The sequence below is a fragment of the Helicobacter sp. 11S02629-2 genome, assembly GCF_002272875.1.
Taxonomy (GTDB): domain Bacteria; phylum Campylobacterota; class Campylobacteria; order Campylobacterales; family Helicobacteraceae; genus Helicobacter_I.
Map to the genome: position 1 here is coordinate 42576 of NZ_MLAN01000006.1, position 16518 is coordinate 59093.

At 35.8% G+C, this 16518-nt stretch carries 15 protein-coding genes; 3 read left to right on the forward strand and 12 right to left on the reverse strand.

The features are described 5' to 3' along the window. Positions 1–118: 118 nt before the first annotated feature. Positions 119–769, reverse strand: a complete 651-nt coding sequence (locus BKH40_RS04990) for a TrkA family potassium uptake protein (protein WP_095277479.1) — start codon at positions 767–769, stop codon at positions 119–121. Positions 770–778: 9 nt separating this feature from the next. Continuing rightward, the gene (locus BKH40_RS04995; RefSeq protein ID WP_095277480.1) at positions 779–2152 is read right to left on the reverse strand and encodes a potassium transporter TrkG; all 1374 of its coding nucleotides are present in this window, start codon (positions 2150–2152) and stop codon (positions 779–781) included. Positions 2153–2236: 84 nt separating this feature from the next. On the opposite strand from BKH40_RS04995, the gene BKH40_RS05000 reads away from it, so the two are divergent. After that, positions 2237–2977, forward strand: a complete 741-nt coding sequence (locus BKH40_RS05000; protein ID WP_095277482.1) for an outer membrane beta-barrel protein — start codon at positions 2237–2239, stop codon at positions 2975–2977. Positions 2978–3102: 125 nt separating this feature from the next. Here the strand turns inward: BKH40_RS05000 and BKH40_RS05005 are convergent, their stop codons facing one another. Beyond that, positions 3103–4620, reverse strand: coding sequence for an anthranilate synthase component I family protein (locus BKH40_RS05005; RefSeq protein WP_095277484.1), 1518 nt, complete (start codon positions 4618–4620; stop codon positions 3103–3105). Further along, positions 4617–5513, reverse strand: coding sequence for a phosphatidylglycerol lysyltransferase domain-containing protein (locus BKH40_RS05010; RefSeq protein WP_095277485.1), 897 nt, complete (start codon positions 5511–5513; stop codon positions 4617–4619). The genes BKH40_RS05005 and BKH40_RS05010 overlap by 4 nt, the downstream gene beginning before the upstream one ends. Before the next feature lie 212 nt (positions 5514–5725). Between BKH40_RS05010 and BKH40_RS05015 the strand changes: the two genes are divergently transcribed. Next, a complete protein-coding gene (locus BKH40_RS05015; protein ID WP_095277487.1) occupies positions 5726–6925 on the forward strand; it encodes a M48 family metallopeptidase in 1200 nt (399 codons plus the stop codon). 10 nt (positions 6926–6935) lie between these two features. After that, the gene (locus tag BKH40_RS05020; RefSeq protein WP_095277488.1) at positions 6936–7832 is read left to right on the forward strand and encodes a HemK/PrmC family methyltransferase; all 897 of its coding nucleotides are present in this window, start codon (positions 6936–6938) and stop codon (positions 7830–7832) included. A 194-nt stretch (positions 7833–8026) separates the two neighbouring features. Here the strand turns inward: BKH40_RS05020 and BKH40_RS05025 are convergent, their stop codons facing one another. The 8 genes from BKH40_RS05025 to ccoG form a co-directional block, all read right to left on the reverse strand. After that, positions 8027–8305 carry an SEL1-like repeat protein gene (locus BKH40_RS05025; RefSeq protein ID WP_095277490.1) on the reverse strand — a complete coding sequence of 93 codons (279 nt, stop codon included), beginning with the start codon at positions 8303–8305 and terminating at the stop codon, positions 8027–8029. Between the two features lie 27 nt (positions 8306–8332). Then, positions 8333–9025 (reverse strand): MqnA/MqnD/SBP family protein, encoded by a 693-nt coding sequence (locus BKH40_RS05030; RefSeq protein WP_095277492.1) that lies wholly within the window; start codon positions 9023–9025, stop codon positions 8333–8335. Position 9026: 1 nt separating this feature from the next. Continuing rightward, positions 9027–10220 (reverse strand): MFS transporter, encoded by a 1194-nt coding sequence (locus BKH40_RS05035; protein WP_180675131.1) that lies wholly within the window; start codon positions 10218–10220, stop codon positions 9027–9029. 101 nt (positions 10221–10321) lie between these two features. Then, complete coding sequence (gene moaC / locus BKH40_RS05040; protein ID WP_095277496.1) at positions 10322–10792, reverse strand: cyclic pyranopterin monophosphate synthase MoaC; 471 nt, start codon at positions 10790–10792, stop codon at positions 10322–10324. Positions 10793–10802: 10 nt separating this feature from the next. Further along, positions 10803–12416 carry a bifunctional anthranilate synthase component II/anthranilate phosphoribosyltransferase gene (locus BKH40_RS05045; protein ID WP_095277498.1) on the reverse strand — a complete coding sequence of 538 codons (1614 nt, stop codon included), beginning with the start codon at positions 12414–12416 and terminating at the stop codon, positions 10803–10805. Continuing rightward, entirely contained in the window at positions 12416–13996 is a 1581-nt protein-coding gene (locus tag BKH40_RS08965; RefSeq protein ID WP_257842519.1) for a L,D-transpeptidase family protein, read from the reverse strand. The genes BKH40_RS05045 and BKH40_RS08965 overlap by 1 nt, the downstream gene beginning before the upstream one ends. A 30-nt stretch (positions 13997–14026) precedes the next feature. Continuing rightward, entirely contained in the window at positions 14027–14959 is a 933-nt protein-coding gene (gene era / locus BKH40_RS05055) for a GTPase Era (protein WP_095277500.1), read from the reverse strand. 30 nt (positions 14960–14989) lie between these two features. Beyond that, positions 14990–16459, reverse strand: coding sequence for a cytochrome c oxidase accessory protein CcoG (gene ccoG / locus BKH40_RS05060; RefSeq protein WP_095277502.1), 1470 nt, complete (start codon positions 16457–16459; stop codon positions 14990–14992). Positions 16460–16518 lie beyond the last annotated feature (59 nt).

Consider the following 16518-nt stretch of genomic DNA (forward strand, 5'->3'; position numbering starts at 1 on the left):
ATATCAGTCTTAAAGTCTCCTGACATCAAGATAAATATCACCTATGAGAATAGATTCTAAGCCCTTATAACACAACACTTAGTAAAACAAAAACTAGCTAGCAAAGATTCTATAACTTTTAATCTTCTATCTTTTTACTTATCTCTTCTATGGCTAAGTTAGTCCCCAAGAAAAGCAAGATATCGTTTTTCTGCACTAAAAAGTCATCTTTAAAGTCTAGATTCCACTCTTCATCCCTCTTAATAGCAACTATCTTTATACCATCTTCACTAGCTATGGCTTTTATACTTCTTTTGGCAAAATAAGAGTTTGCTATAGTCTTACAAGACTTCATATTAGCACTTAAGTCTATAGTATCAAGCTTAGCTTTTGTAAGCTCACTTAAAAGCCTAAAAGCAGCTTGCCTTTCGGGGTAGACTACCTCATCAACACCAAGTTTTTCTAGTATCGCCCCATGTGTTGCACTAACGGCTTTGGCAATTATTCTCTTATTTTTAAGCTCTTTTAGTGCCATCACTGTTAGGATGCTTGCTTCTATGTTTTCACCAATACTAACTATGACTACATCAAGCTCGCTCATACCTGCTTCTTTTAGCGCCCTCTTATCTGTAGAATCTAGTACATAAATCTGCTCTACTCTATCTTTTAACTCTTGAAAAGGTGTCTCTTTACTATCACAAAGGATCACATTTTCATTATTATCAACCAGTCCTTTAGCAAGGTGGAATCCAAACTTGCCAAGCCCTATAACTCCATATATTTTATCCATAACTGTCCCTTAAATTGATATTTGCTCTTCTATATATTTAGCCTCTGTAGCCTTTGAAGTCCCTGAAAAGATAAGGGTAAAACTCAAGATTCCAACCTTCCCACCTAACATTAAAAGCATTATGATTATCCTACCTATCTCATTAAAGTTAGCACTTAGGCTAACAGTCCCGCCATTACCCACTGAAACGCCAACTGTAGCAAAAGCACTCCCTACTTCATAGATGATAGCAAGTAAGCTTGCATGAGGCTGGGTTAGTGCTAGTAAAAAAGTCGCTACAAATATATAAGAAGAAGCTATAACAAAAACAGTTATAGACTTAGATATGACATATTGTGGTATGGCACGGTTAAAAAGCTTGGCTTGTTTTTGGTTTGTGATAACTGAGTAAGAGTAGGCTATAAGCACCGCTAAAGTGGTCACTTTTATACCACTAGCAGTTCCTCCCGGAGATCCTCCTATGTTCATAAGAAAGGTTGAGAAAAACATATCAGCACCAGTTAGATGACCTAGATCAAAGGTATTAAACCCAGCAGTTCTATAGTTGACTGAGGCAAAAAAAGCACTTAAGACTTTAGTGTAGTCATTAAGCCCTTTCATACTCATGACATTAGGGTTGTTCCACTCAAGTAAAAGTATCATAAAAGTCCCGCCAAATATCAATATAACAGTAACTAGCAAGATAACTTTTGTGTTCAAACTCATCCTTACGTGGATGTACTTTCTAGTCAAGATAGCTTTTATCTTACTTAAGCAGAAGTTATTAAGCTCTAGCATACATACATAGCCAAGCCCTCCTATGATGATTAAAAGACAAACAACTAAGTTTATAGTTAGATCGCTTCTATAAGCTGCTAAGTTAGTGCTAAATATAGAAAAACCTGCATTATTAAAAGCACTTATGGCATGGAAGATTCCAGCATAGATACCTTCACCTATGCTTATATTTTTATACATACTAAAACGTATACTTAAGATGATAGCTGCTACTATCTCTACACTTAAAACAAAGATGATAGTCCTTATCATCATACGCCCTAAACCATCAAGCGTTGAGTAGTTTATATTTTCTTTTATAAGGTTTTTTTCAGAGTTGCTAAGCTTCTTTCTTACAAAAAGATATAAAAGCCCTAAGGCACTCATATATCCAAAACCACCAATTTGGATTAAAACTAAGATAGTTATCTGCCCGCCAGTTGTAAAATCAAGCGCTGTGTCTTTTACTATGATTCCTGTACAAGTTAGTGCACTTACGCTTGTAAACAAGGCATCTGTAAAGTTTATAGGACCATTGTGCATGCCGGGTAAAGTTAGGATTATAGCCCCAACTAAGATTACACCTATATATGCTACTAATATAATTCTAATGCTTTTAAGTTGCATAGAATCTTCTCCTTTTGTTATGCCCTTGATATTAGAAAGTTATAATCAGACTTATTTTGAATGTGTAATTATAAAGGAAATAAAATGCGAAGATATAAAGTTTTAGGATTTGTAGCTTTTAGCATGCTAGCAGGCTCTCTTCTAACCACTACTCTTAGTGCTAATAGCTTTGTGTTAGGGCTAAGGGGCACTGGTGGTCTAAGTGGTATAGATAGCGAGTACAAGGTAAGTAATAATGGCACAAATAGCAATGCTGATAATGATGACTTTGAAAGTAGTGGGACACTAGGTCACTTTGGCTTTGGAGTAAAAGCTGGATATGAGTTTAACACTTGGGGGCCAAACCAGTACATGAGAGTAAACCTAAGCTATGATAGAGACTATAGTAATGGCGTTTATAGACTAGGGAATCTTAGGATGAACTATATAGCACTTAACATAGACTATAAGTATACTTTCTTGCAAAACTTTGGTGTCTTTGGAGGCTTTCACATGGGCTATCTAAACTTAGAGATACAAAATAGTGGGGCTATTTTAAGAAATAACTCAAGTAGTGATATATCTAATATCTCAAATATAAGAGTAGGTGGTAATAACTACTTTGCTGGTGGTGTTATAACTGGTTTTACTTACTCGCCCTTAAGATGGCTAGAGTTTGAACTCTTTTTCAAAACCATAAATGCAAACTTTGATGACTTCCACGTCACACCTGATAGAACTTCTATTAGCTCTAATGGCACATCTATGAATGTCACAAGGCAAACTATAGACCTAAGCTCTTATCCTTTGATGCAACTAGGACTTGGAGTTAACTTTAAGTTTTAAGTTTTTATAGATTCTATAGTTTTATAGAATCTAGTTTTTACTCTTATCAGTAGGCTAGGAGTGTGACACGCACGGCTATGACGTAGCAGTCAAATATAGATATAAAAATATAAGATAGCCTAGCTTTAATCTTCTACTTTAACCTCTAAAGCTTGCAAAAGGGCTCCAAGCTTAGTGTTAGTTTCAATGTACTCTTTTAAAGGATCACTATCCATAACTATGCCAGCCCCTGCTTGGAGGTAGTAGATACCATCTTTATAAACTGCTGTTCTTAAAGCTATAGCACTATCTAAGTCATCATTACTTTTAAAATAGCCTATAGCACCTGCATAGATCTTTCTAGCATGTGGTTCAATACGCTCTAAAAACTTTACAGCCTCTACTTTTGGCGCACCACTTACAGTACCTGCTGGAAAGCTAGCTTTGAGTGCGTCTTTTGAAGTGATGCCTTCTCTTAAAGTCCCACTTACTTCACTTACTATGTGCATGATTTTAGAGTACTTTTCTATGACCCTAAAAGCATTCATCTTTACTTCTTTGCTTACCCTACCTAAATCATTACGCCCTAAATCTACTAGCATTAAGTGCTCTGCGCTTTCTTTTACATCTGCAAGTAAGTCAAGTTCGTTTTGTTTATCTTCTTCTAAGCTAGCTCCCCTTTTAGCACTCCCTGCTATTGGCCTTAAAGTAAGCACCTTGCCTTCACACTTAAGCATGACTTCTGGGCTTGCTCCTATGATAGTTAGCTCACCTAAGTCAAGATAGTACATATAAGGACTTGGATTAGCCCTCCTTAATCTTTCATACATACTTAAAGGGTTCAGATTACTTTTTATACTTATGCTTCTACTTAGGACACACTGTAAAAAAGTCCCCTTATAGATCTCTTTTTTAATAGCCTCTACTCCACTCATATACCAAGACTTATTACTTTTACTAACTATCTCTGAGTGGACACTAGCTTCAGTCTTTGGAGTATAAGGCTTTTCAAGTAAGGCTTTTAAGTCTTCTAAGCTAAGCTTTGAATACTTAGTCGTTATAAGATAAAACTCATCATATAAGTGATCAAATATCACATACTCTTTACCATAGATAAACTGGCAAGTTGGCGCTTCATAAAGCCCTTTTTTAGTAAAGCTAATCTCTTCTACTTGAGAGAAAAACTCATAGCCTAGATAGCCTAGACCTCCAAAAGGCAAAGGAAGTGCTTCTAGCTCAGCTATCTCTTCTTTAGTCTTAAGGCTGCTATCTTCTTTTAAGACACAAGACATCAAGCCCACATAGTCTAAAAAGTCTAAGCCCTTATACTCTTTTAAAAGGAGATTCTTTTTTTCATCACTTTCATGTTTTTTAGCTTCAAGCTTTAGGGCTTTATGCTTTAAGATGCTAGTTAATAAAGCTAGGTGAGTAGATTCTATACCTTCTAGGTTTTCTAAAGTATCTAGGCAATAAGACTTAGAATCCACTTTTAAAAAAGTACTATCTTTTTCTAAGACAAGCTTAAAAGCTATGTCTTTTACTATGATAGAAAAACGCCCCTTGCCCATGTGCAGTGAAGCACTTTCAAGTAAGATCTTTGCATCAAGCTTTTTAAAAACTAAGATGGGAGTTAGCATGCTGCCATTTTGCTTACAGTACTTCATACTAAAACCTCGTACTTTTCAACTATCATAGTTGGGTTATAGCTAAGCTTTGCCTTTCTTAGTCCTTCTATACCAAGGTCTTCTTCACGGTTAGCATAAAGTATCATAGAAAAGGCATGACTTAAAAGCTGCTGATTGATAGCTTGATAAGCTCCTCTATAAGAGATATCAGCCTTTTCTATATGTATAACACACATCTCATTAGTTGCTATTTCGCCAAAACTAAAAGCCATAATATTACCACTACACCTTATAAGCCCACCTTCAAGCCCTAGCTTATCAAAGTGCTTGAAAACGTCAATTATCCCAACGTGCTCAAAGTAAAGACCTTTATCACTTGGGTCATCATTAAGTTTATGCCACTTAGTTTGAAGCTCTATAAGCTCTTCTAAGTTAGCCTCACTCATAGGCTCATAGGTAAAGCCAGCGTGTTCTTCTAAAAAGCGATTAAAGTGGTTTTTCTTTTTATGAAACTTACGACCTTTTAGCTCTATAAGCTCTTTTGTCACATAGACATAATCGCTCCTATCCCTGTTTAGCTCTACTTTAGCATCAGGAAAAAGCTCTTTTAAAAGCTCTAAGTTTTTAGATTCCACACTGTGAAGCTCTAGCCTCTCTCCACTGCTTTGAAAGTAGGTCTTTAAGTCTAGTAAAGCTTGCTTTTTATCACCCTCTCCTATTGGGAAAAATATAAAAGGATTTTTACCCTCATAAGTAGTTTTTATAATTAAGCAGTCTTTAACTATGGCGTACTCTATCTTTCTTGCATGCCTCCAGATGAAGAGATTCCCAAAAGTTATATCTGAGATTAAAAAAGTTTCTTTTGCTAAATATGATTTTATTAAGTCTTTATTTTCAAGTGATATCTCTTTAAATACTATATTAGATTCCATCGGAGTTAGTGCCTTATGTTCAAGTTAGTGCCTGTATTGTTTACACTTAAGATGTGTATTTTATCAAATACAGCATTAATGTAAGATGGACTTGGCTACCTTAAAACAGCTTTCATTTCCATATGTGGCTTAGTCAATGTATAATTAACCCTATTTTGACTTTTCTATACTAGAGTAGTCTCTCAAAAAATAAAATTTCTCCAAGGATAAAGATGGGCTGGTTAGTCTTAGCATATTTTATTTTATACACCCTGCCTCGCATAGTCCTAGACCTTTTGCAACTTAAGTACGTTAAGCTTAAGTCAAGCTCTAAACCCATCATCTTAGAGGCTGATGACTACAACCTCGCGGCAAGATATGCCATCTCTAAGCAAAAGTACTCAGTAGCAGAAAACATCATAAACTTTATAGTCTTTGCCCTTTGGATATTTTATGGGCTTAATGCCTTAGAGTATCTTTTAAACACCTTTCATCTAAACATGCTTCTTAGTGCTTGGCTACTTGTGATGATATTTTTTATAATTAATGCAATTATTGGCTTGCCTATGTCTATCTTAGAGATAAAAAGAGATAAGCTTTTTGGCTTTAGTAACATCACCTCGCACATATTTTTAAAAGACACAGTAAGAAGTGCTGTGCTTTTTTTAGTCATAGGTGGCATCATAGTTATCTTGCTACTTTTACTTATGAAGTACTTTGAGCTTTGGTGGCTTTTAGGCTTTGTGGTTCTTTTTATAATAGCCCTGGTTGCAAACCTCATCTATCCAACCCTAATAGCCCCTATGTTTAATAAGTTCACACCCTTAGAAGATGAAGGCTTAAAAGACAAGATTCAAAACCTGATGGATAAAGTAGGCTTTAAAAGTAGTGGAATCTATGTCATAGATGCTTCTAAAAGAGATGGCAGGCTTAATGCCTACTTTGGAGGTTTAGGAAAAAGCAAAAGGGTGGTTTTATTTGACACGCTTTTAAGTAAGATAAGCACAGAAGGGATAATAGCCATACTTGGACATGAGTTAGGGCACTTCAAACACAAAGACATACTTAAAAACATAGCCCTTATGGCATGCATGCTTTTTATACTTTTTGCCATCGCTGGGAATCTTATCTATCCACTTCAAAAACACCTAGGCTTAGTTATGGATGATGGAATCTTTTTAAGCTTGCTAGTGCTTTTAATCCCAGTTTTAACCTTCCTTTTTATGCCTATAGTCTCTTACTTTTCAAGAAAGGCTGAGTATAGTGCAGATGAGTTTGGTGCTTCTTTTTCTAGTAAGCGCTCCCTTTATCAAGCCCTTATTAGACTAGTTAATGAAAACAAAAGCTTTCCTTACTCCCATCCAGCTTTTATCTTTTTTTACTACTCCCACCCTCCACTAGTTGAAAGACTAAAAGCCTTAGAAGAAGACTAGGAAAGACTAGTTGGAAGATATCTCCATATCTTATGCCCTTGATTTGGGCATAAGCTTACTAAAGCATGAAGCCTTAAGCTTTGAAGGGCTTTACAACTTAGATATACAAGATAAAGCCTTTATATCAAACTTCAAAATAACTAATCCTAGAAGTGAAGCAGAAAGGCTACTTGCTTTTACTATGGGTATAGATAGAATCTTACTTCATGCAAAAAGTGAACAAATCTTAGATAAGACACACCTAGCAAGCTTTTTAAGTCTTATCACAAAAAGGGCACAAGGCTATCCACTAGAGTATATTTTTAAAAGTGCTAGCTTTTATGGGAGGGAGTTTTATGTAGATGAGAGGGTATTAATCCCTCGCAGCGATACAGAATCTTTATGTGAGCAAGCACTGACTTTGCCTTTTTCAAACTTTGTAGAAGTAGGAACTGGAAGTGGGATAATAGCTATAACTTTAAGTTTAGAATCTAAAAAATGCGGCCTTGGTCTTGATATAAGCAAAGATGCCCTTGATGTAGCAAGACTTAATGCCACTAACTTAAATGCCACTAACTTAATCTTTAAAGAATCTAATCTTTTAAGTGGGCTAGATTCTAAGCTTAATTATAAAAATGCCCTTCTTATATCTAATCCCCCTTATATCGCAAACTCCTATCCTTTAGATGTTGAAGTATTACACGAGCCTCATATAGCCCTTTTTGGTGGAGAAAAAGGAAGTGAGATAATAGAAGGGCTTATAAAGCAAGCTTCTTTTTTAAACTTTGGCTATCTTGCCTTTGAGATAGGCTATGACCAAGAAGATATAGCTAGCAAGATTTTAAAAACATATAACTATAGTAAGTTTTCTTTTTTTAGCTACGCTGGACTAACGCGTGGATTTGTAGCATATAGGACTTGGAAGTAAAGCATTCGCTTATCCCCTTGCCTATTTAAATGGCGTGTATTACTTACTGCTTACTTTTTTATTTTTGTAATATGAAATAGGCAAAATATGCCTTGAGTTAAAGGGAGTTTTTAAATAATGAAGAATAGGTTATAGAATCTAAAATATAGATTCCACTAACTATTAAACAACTTTTGTAATGATAGTGCTAAACCCTACCACTTAGTGCTATTACAAGCACTGCCATCACCTGCATCACAAGCTTTTTGATAAAACTGCTTAGAAAGATTTAAGTCTGATTTAACACCTTTGCCACTTTGATACATATAGCCTAGACTTGAGCAAGCTTTAGCATTATTGGCATCACAAGCACTTTTGTAAAGCTCTAAGGCTTTTTGATAGTCTTTTGCTTGATAGGCACTATTAGCCTCATCTAAGCTACTAGCCACAGCAAAGGCACAAAGTGCTAAAGTAAGCATTAATAACTTTTTCATATAGATTCCTTTTTGTAAAATACCATTCTAATATCTTTTCGCAGGCTTAATGCGTTTTAGCCTTAACTCTCTGTAAAAGCGTCCTAGTCCTAGGGCTTCTTTCTTTCCTATGACATAGTAAAGATTTTTTAGATATGCCCTCATAAACTTAGAATCTAATCCAAGTCTTTTGGCATAGACATCCATGATATAGCAAGGGATAAAGACCTTAGGGCTTCTAGCAAAGGCTTTTGCCATATCTTTATAAAAGCCCTCATTTGCATTGCAACAAAGTCTGCCATAGACAAAAGGTAGATGCTTTTTATCCTTCCACTCCTTGCCCATATCTATAAAGTCTTTATCTTTAGAGGCATGATAAAGCTTTAAAGCCCTATCGCCAATTATCACTTCACCTTCTAAACCTAGCACTTTACGCAGGGCATTAGACGTGGCTGACTGATAGTCATTTTTAGATTCCTTATTTAAACAAAGCACACTCCAAACCTCGCCATTAGTAATGATTCCAAGCCCTAAAGGCTTAACTTTAAAATGAGAAGGCCTTGCCATCACTGAAGAGATAAATCCAGCATCAATTCGCCCAAATAAAAACTCATGATTAAGCTTTGAAGGGTAGTTAGTATGAAGCATCAAAATCTTTTTAAAACTAGAACTTGCTCTGTACTTTTTAGAAAAGACATCAAAAGGGGCTAGGTTTAAGTACTCTATCTTTCCAAAACGCATGTTATATCCTTTTAATCTTTGTGATCCTAAGCCCAAGAAGTGTTAGCACAACACTACAAATGCAAATAAAGATTATGCCCGGCACAAAGGAGTGAGATAAGTCTTTTAAGATTCCAACTATAAAAGGCCCAGTAGCTGCTATAAGATAGCCTCCAAACTGCGCAAAGCCTGAAAGAAAAAGACTAGTTGGGACATCTTTAGCGTTTAAGGCTATAAAAAGAAGTCCTAAGCTAAAGCCCCCACCAATAGGTATAGAAACTATAAAAGTCATAATGACATCTAGCGTGAAACTACTACTTGGTATAAAAAGCATGATACCAGCTACTAGATAGCAAAGGGCTACTAGCATAACTATAATCTTTCTAGCTGGAGGTCTAACCCTAGCAGTTAAGCGAGGGACTAAAAAGGCTGAAAAGATCGCAAAAAACTGCATCAAAGAGTTGATATTTGCAGAAGTGCTTAAACTCACTCCCTTGCTTTGAAGTATGAGAGGATACCAAGCTGCAAAAGTATAAAATAAAAGACTTTGCAAGCCCATAAAAAGCACTATGACCCAGACTTCAAAGTTTGCATAAAGATTAACCGTACTTTTTTTCTTTTTTAAGACAAACTTTGCCCTCCATCTTCCATGTTTTAGCATAGGTATCCAAGCAAGAAGCACTATTAAAGATAAGATAGCCCATATGGCAAGGGCAGCTTTAAAATCAAGCACATGACTTATAGGAAGACTTATACTAGCACCTAAAAAAGCTGATATACAAAGGGCTGCACCATAAAGCCCTGTCATAAAGCCAAGTCTTTTTGCAAAGAACTTTTTTATCAAAACTGGAACTAAGACGTTTTGTACAGCTATGCCAAGACCTACTAAAAAAGTACCTATAAAAAGATAGATTCCAAAGTTACCAAATCCTGCAAAGATATCAAGCCCATAAGACCTTATGATAAGTCCTACAAAGCAGCAAATGATGGCTAAAAAGATCATTTTTATATAGTTAAACTTTAGTGCTACTAGTGAGCCAAAGCCAAAAAGGGCTAAGACTATCCCAGCTAAAAGACCAGCTAAGGTGCTTGAGTGAAGCACATCTGTGATATCGCCCATCAAAGGGCCAACTCCAGTAACTGGTGCCCTTAGATTAAGGCTTATTAAAACGATAAGTATTAGTAGTATGCTGGTTGGTTTTATCTTAGCCTTCACCATAAGACCTTTAAGAAGATATAGTTACAAATAGCTATAAGTAACTTACAATAAAGTTTAGAAACTTGTTACTTTAATTAAAGTATTTTTTAAAATCTTGCCTACATTTCTGCCTTATAGATTCCACTTTTACCGCCACGCTTTTCTAAAAGTTTAATATTACTTATCTTCATGCCTTTATCTAATGCTTTTAACATGTCATAAATTGTAAGTAAGCTTATACTTACGGCATGAAGTGCTTCCATCTCAACGCCTGTTTTGCCTTCCATAGAAACGCTAGCTTGGGCTTCTAAGATTCCATTCTCTAGAGGTTTTATCACTATCTCGACATTATTTAGATTAAGGTTATGACACATAGGTATGGCGTGGCTTGTATTTTTAGCAGCCATCACTCCAGCTACTACTGCACACTGCTCTACTGGGCCTTTTTTAGAAGTATTGTTTATATAAGCATCAAAGGCATCTTTGTTCATACTTATAGTTCCTGAAGCTATAGCTATCCTTTTAGTTATGCTTTTTTCGCCTACATCTACCATATGGGAGTTGTTGTTTTCATTTACGTGAGTTATCATTGCTACTTCTTTAGTTTTTAGTTTGTGAAAGTTCTATAAAGTGCTTTAAAGTTTGGAGGGCTTTTTTAGTCTTAATATACTCTAGTGCTAAGATATAGCCTTCTTTTATACTTTGTGCTTTATCACAAATATACAAACTTGCTCCAACATTAAGTGCTACTAGCTTAGTTCTTTCTTTAGTCTTAGAATCGTCTTTAGATTCCAAGATATCTTTTATAATTTGTGCGTTTTCTTTGCTATCTCCACCTTTTAGGCTTTCATAGCTTATATAGTCTATGCCTAACTCAGTTTTTGGATTAAAGATATAAGTGCTTACTTTATCATCTTTTAGCTCGCTAACTTTAGTATCTTCACTTATACTAAACTCATCATAACCACTTTCACCACTTACAACAAGTGCTCTTTTTACACCAAGTGCTTTTAAGGTGTTAGCCAAAGTTTCAGTTAAGGTACTATCAGAAGTCCCAAGTAGTATGTGAGTTGGACTGGCAGGATTACAAAGTGGACCTAGGAGGTTAAAGATAGTTCTAAAGCCAAGTGTATTTCTTACAGTCTTTACGTGGCGGAGTGCTTTGTGAAAGTTAGGTGCAAATAAAAATGTGAGATTTAACTTTGAAAAACACTCTTTACTAACCTCTAAACTCATATCAATATCAATGCCTAGCCTACTTAGCACATCTGCACTTCCACTTTTGCTAGTTACTGCGACATTACCATGTTTTATAACCGGCACACCCATACTTGCTAAAACTAAGCTAGATGCACTTGATACATTAAAAGTCTTATAGGTACTTCCGCCCGTTCCTACTATGTCAAAGACCATATCACTTTTTTTAGGCACTTCAAACTTTAAAGCCTTTTCTTTTAAAGCTAAAGCAAAGCCAGTAAGCTCGGTGCTAGTAGGCTTTTTTATAGCATAGCTTGTAGCTATACTAGAGACTTCTATGTCATCTAAGCTACCATTAGTTATCTCTTCCATAAGAGTAAAGCTAGTCTTAGAATCTAAGTCTTGTAATCTAACTAGTTTCCCTAGCAAAACCTTGATATCTAGGTGCTTAGACTTATGATTAAAGAAGTTTAAAAGCATCTTTTCACCAAGTGCTGTGCCAATAGATTCTGGATGGAACTGCAGTCCTAAAAGTGGATAGTCTTTATGAGAGATGGCCATAACTTCGCCATCTTCACTCCTTGCAGTTATGGTAAAACACTCTGGCACATCTTTTTCTTTAGCCACTAGTGAGTGATATCTTGCAACCTCTACTCCTTGAGACAAAGAGGCAAAAAGACCCTTTCCATCATGACTTAGCTTACTTAGCTTGCCATGCAAGATAAAGTCTGCATTAACTATAGGAGCACCAAAGGCATGTAAAAGACACTCATGTCCAAGGCAGATTCCAAGTATTGGATACTTGCCTTTTAGGCTATGTATAACTTCAGTGCAAAAAGGCACTTCACTGGGTGAGTTAGGACCCGGCCCTAAGACTATATGGCTAGGATTAAGCTTAAGTATGTCTTCTATACTAAGCTTATCACTTCTTCTTACTACTACTTCAAAGCCAAGTCTTTTTATAGCCTGATAGATGTTAAAAGTAAAAGAGTCATAGTTATCAACTAGTAAAACCATTACTTCTCGCTTAATATGCCAAACTTAGAATCTTTTAACTCCACATAAAGCTCTTTTCTGCCATTACTCGTAAAGCTTAGCTTACCATCATGATAGGCTTTATAGTTTTGATTGAAAGTTATAAGGAAGATATTTTTACCTAAGTCATTTGGATAAGGGGAGATATCTATAGCACTTATGCGAATGTGCTTAACTTGCTTTTTGTTAAAAATCCTCTTTTTATACTCAGCAAAGGCGTGATACTTCATCTTATCAAACCTTACAAAGTCTTTAGAGTAAAAAGCTATATAGTCTTTATAGTCGCCTTTTTCCCAGACATCTTTCCACTTGTAAAGATCTGCAAGCAAGGTAGCTATATCTTCTTTTGAGGCTGGCTTAAATACATCTTCATAAGTTATAAGCTTAGAGTGTTTTAGGTCTATTGACTTATCCATCTTGCTTAGCATCTTATTATCTATAGCTATGCAGCCTCTTGTCTTTTCGTTTTTCCTATGACCATCTAGTGGAAGTCCATGTATCCAGATTCCATATCCTGTCTTATTAAGTGCTTTATCATAGGAGTTTGGATAGCTAGTAGTAAGGGCTAGTGGGCCATAGTACTGATTAAGCCCAGTTAGCTTTTCTAAGATGTCATAAACGCCTATAGGAGTTGCTAGGTCTCCTTCTTTTATCTTATTACCCTTGCCTTTTCCAACTAGTGCACTTATAGAATCTAGCTGAGAAAGTCCCTTGTCTCTAACTGCATATAAAGTAAGATTAGGTAAAGACTTATTAGCCACAAAAAGGTATTTCACACTTTCATAGTAGCCAAAGTTTACATCATAGCCTTGCAAGTAGTTAAGCCAAAACTCTTTGCTAGTTAGATAGCCATCTAGTATGCTTTGAACCTTATCTATACCTTGCTCTTTATAGGTTGTAAGTAGATTAGTCATAGCCTTTGCCATAGCTTCATCGCCACTATTTTCTGTGCTTTTAGGAATCTTAACTACTACTTCTTTAGGTGCTTTGTCCATATCATCTACACTAGACATGTTTGTATCTGACATGTTGGTAGAAGAGGCATTAGTGCTAGTTGTATCTTTTGTATTTAGGCTTGTTTTTAAGTCTGTGCTAGAAGGCATGTTAGGCTGTGGAAGGCTTGCAGTAGAACTAGGCTTTATGGCTAGGCTTTTAGTCTCTTTATCTGACATCACTGTAGCTTTGGCTATGCCATCTTGTGCTTTTTTATCTTGTGTGCTACTAGCGTTGGTGTCAACTTTGACACTAGTTTTATTATCTAAGTTTATATCTGCTTGGTTTGCATCTATTTGTTTAGTAGCTAAAGTATCTGTGCTAGCAGTAGCTTTTTTTGTATCTTCTTTAATAGAAACTGGTGTTGTCGCAGTTATAGTTGGTGTAGTCTCATCTATCTTAGTAAGATTTGAAGCATCTTTACTTGTAGTCTTAGTGCTTATGTCACTTGCATTTTTAGTGGTGCTGCTGGCTGCTAAATCTTGTGCACTAAGTGCACTACCTACAGACAAACCAAGTAACGAACTAAGACTTAGGGCTATACAACCAACTTTTAACAACTTTAACACTATTATCTCCTTGTAATAAAACTATATAAACTATAAATCAAAGCTATAACCAAAGGTTTTAAGATTCTTCTCGTTTTTATCCCAACCCTTTTGGACTATGACATCTAGCTTTAAGTAAACTTTCTTGCCCGCTATTAACTCACACTTTTTCCTAGCAGCCATAGATATATCTTTGATAGCACTAGCACCCTTGCCAACAACCATCTGCTTTTGAGTTTCTTTATTAACTACTATTTGAGCAAGTATGGAATCAAGGTCGCCTTTTTCTGTGACTTTTAACACTTTCACATCGCTTTCATAAGGTATCTCATCACTCATCCTATCAAACACGCACTCCCTAATAGCCTCTTTATATAAGTCCTTCATAGTGGCATCACTTAGGTCTTCAGGATCGTAAAGAAAGGGTCCTTCTGGAAGGTTAGTGCTTAATATATCAAGTAAAGATTCTATGTTCTTGCTAGCTTTTTGTGGCTTGCTTGCAGAAAGGGGAATTATAGCTAGAGTGTTTGAACTAAGATTGCTATATCTTTGTAGATCGTTTAATAAGTCTTTTTGGTCTAAAAAATCCATCTTATTTAAAACTAAGATATGGGGCTTATCACTTAGCTTTAAAAAATCTTTATAGTGCTTTAACTCATCATCTTTTTTACTAGCCACACTTATAAAGATGCATATATCACTGCTTGATATAGCCTTTAAAGCCTCTTGCATCATGTATTCATTTAAAAGTCTTTCTTTGTGATGAAGGCCGGGGGTATCTACAAAGATGATTTGAGAATCTATTTTTACATCATCTTTAATAAACTCATGTTGTAAAAACATATTCAAGCGCTTCCTTGTAGCATTTGCCTTTTTTGAAACTAAGGCTAAAGGAGTGTTAGCAAGTGCGTTTAAAAGTGTGGACTTACCGGCATTTGGTCTGCCTATAAGTCCGACATAGCCACATGTGGTGATAGTTTTCATAAGTGTGCTGGCCTATTTACTAAAGTCAAATTAGTAGTCTTCCTTTCTTAATTTTTTGATGGCTTTATTAAGTGCATTAGTTGTTGGGTACATAAATATACTATCTTTAGTGATAGAAATCTTAGGATCATCAACCGCAAAGCTTTCTATCTTTATAGGAAGCTTAGTATCAGCATCATCTTCTTGTGAAAGATTAGCATTAGTTCTTAAAACTAAGACTATGATTCTAGAATCTTGGGCTGGGACTGCAAAACTATCATCTTTTGGGCTAATGACATATACATCTTTTGCTAAGTCTCCAACTACCCTAATCTTAAAATTATGCGGTTTAGAATCTGTGTTTTCTATAAGCACCTTATAAGCATTATCAACTGCACCAGTTCTTCTTATCTCATAGGTTTCTTGGGTCCTATTTATATTTAGCAAGGTATCTTTTTTGTTAAAAGCTAAGATAATAGCAACTATTATAATTAAGACTATAACTACTATGTAGCCTATGGTTTTTGGGCGGAAGAATCTAATCTTATTACTTTTTGCTACAGCATTAGGAGAACTCCAAGTTATAAGGCTTTTTTTACCCATACGCCCCATGACATTAGTACAAGCATCAACGCACTCTAGACAGTTTACACACTCTAACTGCATGCCTTTTCTTATATCTATGTGAGCTGGGCAAATATCTACGCAACGCATACAGTCTATACACTCATGGTCATTTCCACCTTGGAAGTTATTAGGCTTGCCATCTGGCATATAAACTGCCCCACCTCTATTTTCATTATAGATAGCCATGATGGTATCATTATCATAAAGTACGCTTTGTACTCTTGCATAAGGACAGATATAAACGCAGAAGTTCTCAGCTATAAAGCAAACATCCGCAAATAAAAATAGCCATATAACTATCCAAAATCCTAAAAAGACAAAGTGATCTTGTATCGTTAAAAGGAAGTGCCAAAAATCAACTGGGGCTACAAAGTAAAACAAAAAGTCAGCACTAGCAACGCCTGCTATAATGAAAAATATAACTAGTCCTAAAAAATATCTAAACTTCTTACTAGCTGTGTCTAAGACTAAAGGCTGTTGCTTATTTGATATCTTTTTTCTAAGCCTTAGAATCTTTGTTTGGATTAAGTCTCTATAGATAACGCGGAATATGGTCTGTGGGCAACCCCAGCCACACCAGACCCGCCCCCCCATCGTAGTAATAAAAAAGATGCCAACAAAAAGCAGTATGGTTAAAAAGGGCAGCACATAAAGCTCTTGGAAGTTAAAGTTTACAAAAAATAAATGCAACTCTCCCCTAGTAAAAGAAAGCAAAAATACATGGATTCCATCTATAGTTATAAACGGAACTACTAGCAAGACAATAGTCAAGATCACATACCAAACATAACGCTTCTTGCGAAAAAGCTGTAAGCCTTTGGGGATGAATTTTTCTTTTTTATCTTTTAGAGCTGAGTTTGGGTTGTGTGTACTTATAGTCTGAGTAGATTCCATTAGCTCTCCCTTATCTTCTTGAATGCACTAATCTTAAAGTGACCTAAGCTTAATTATAT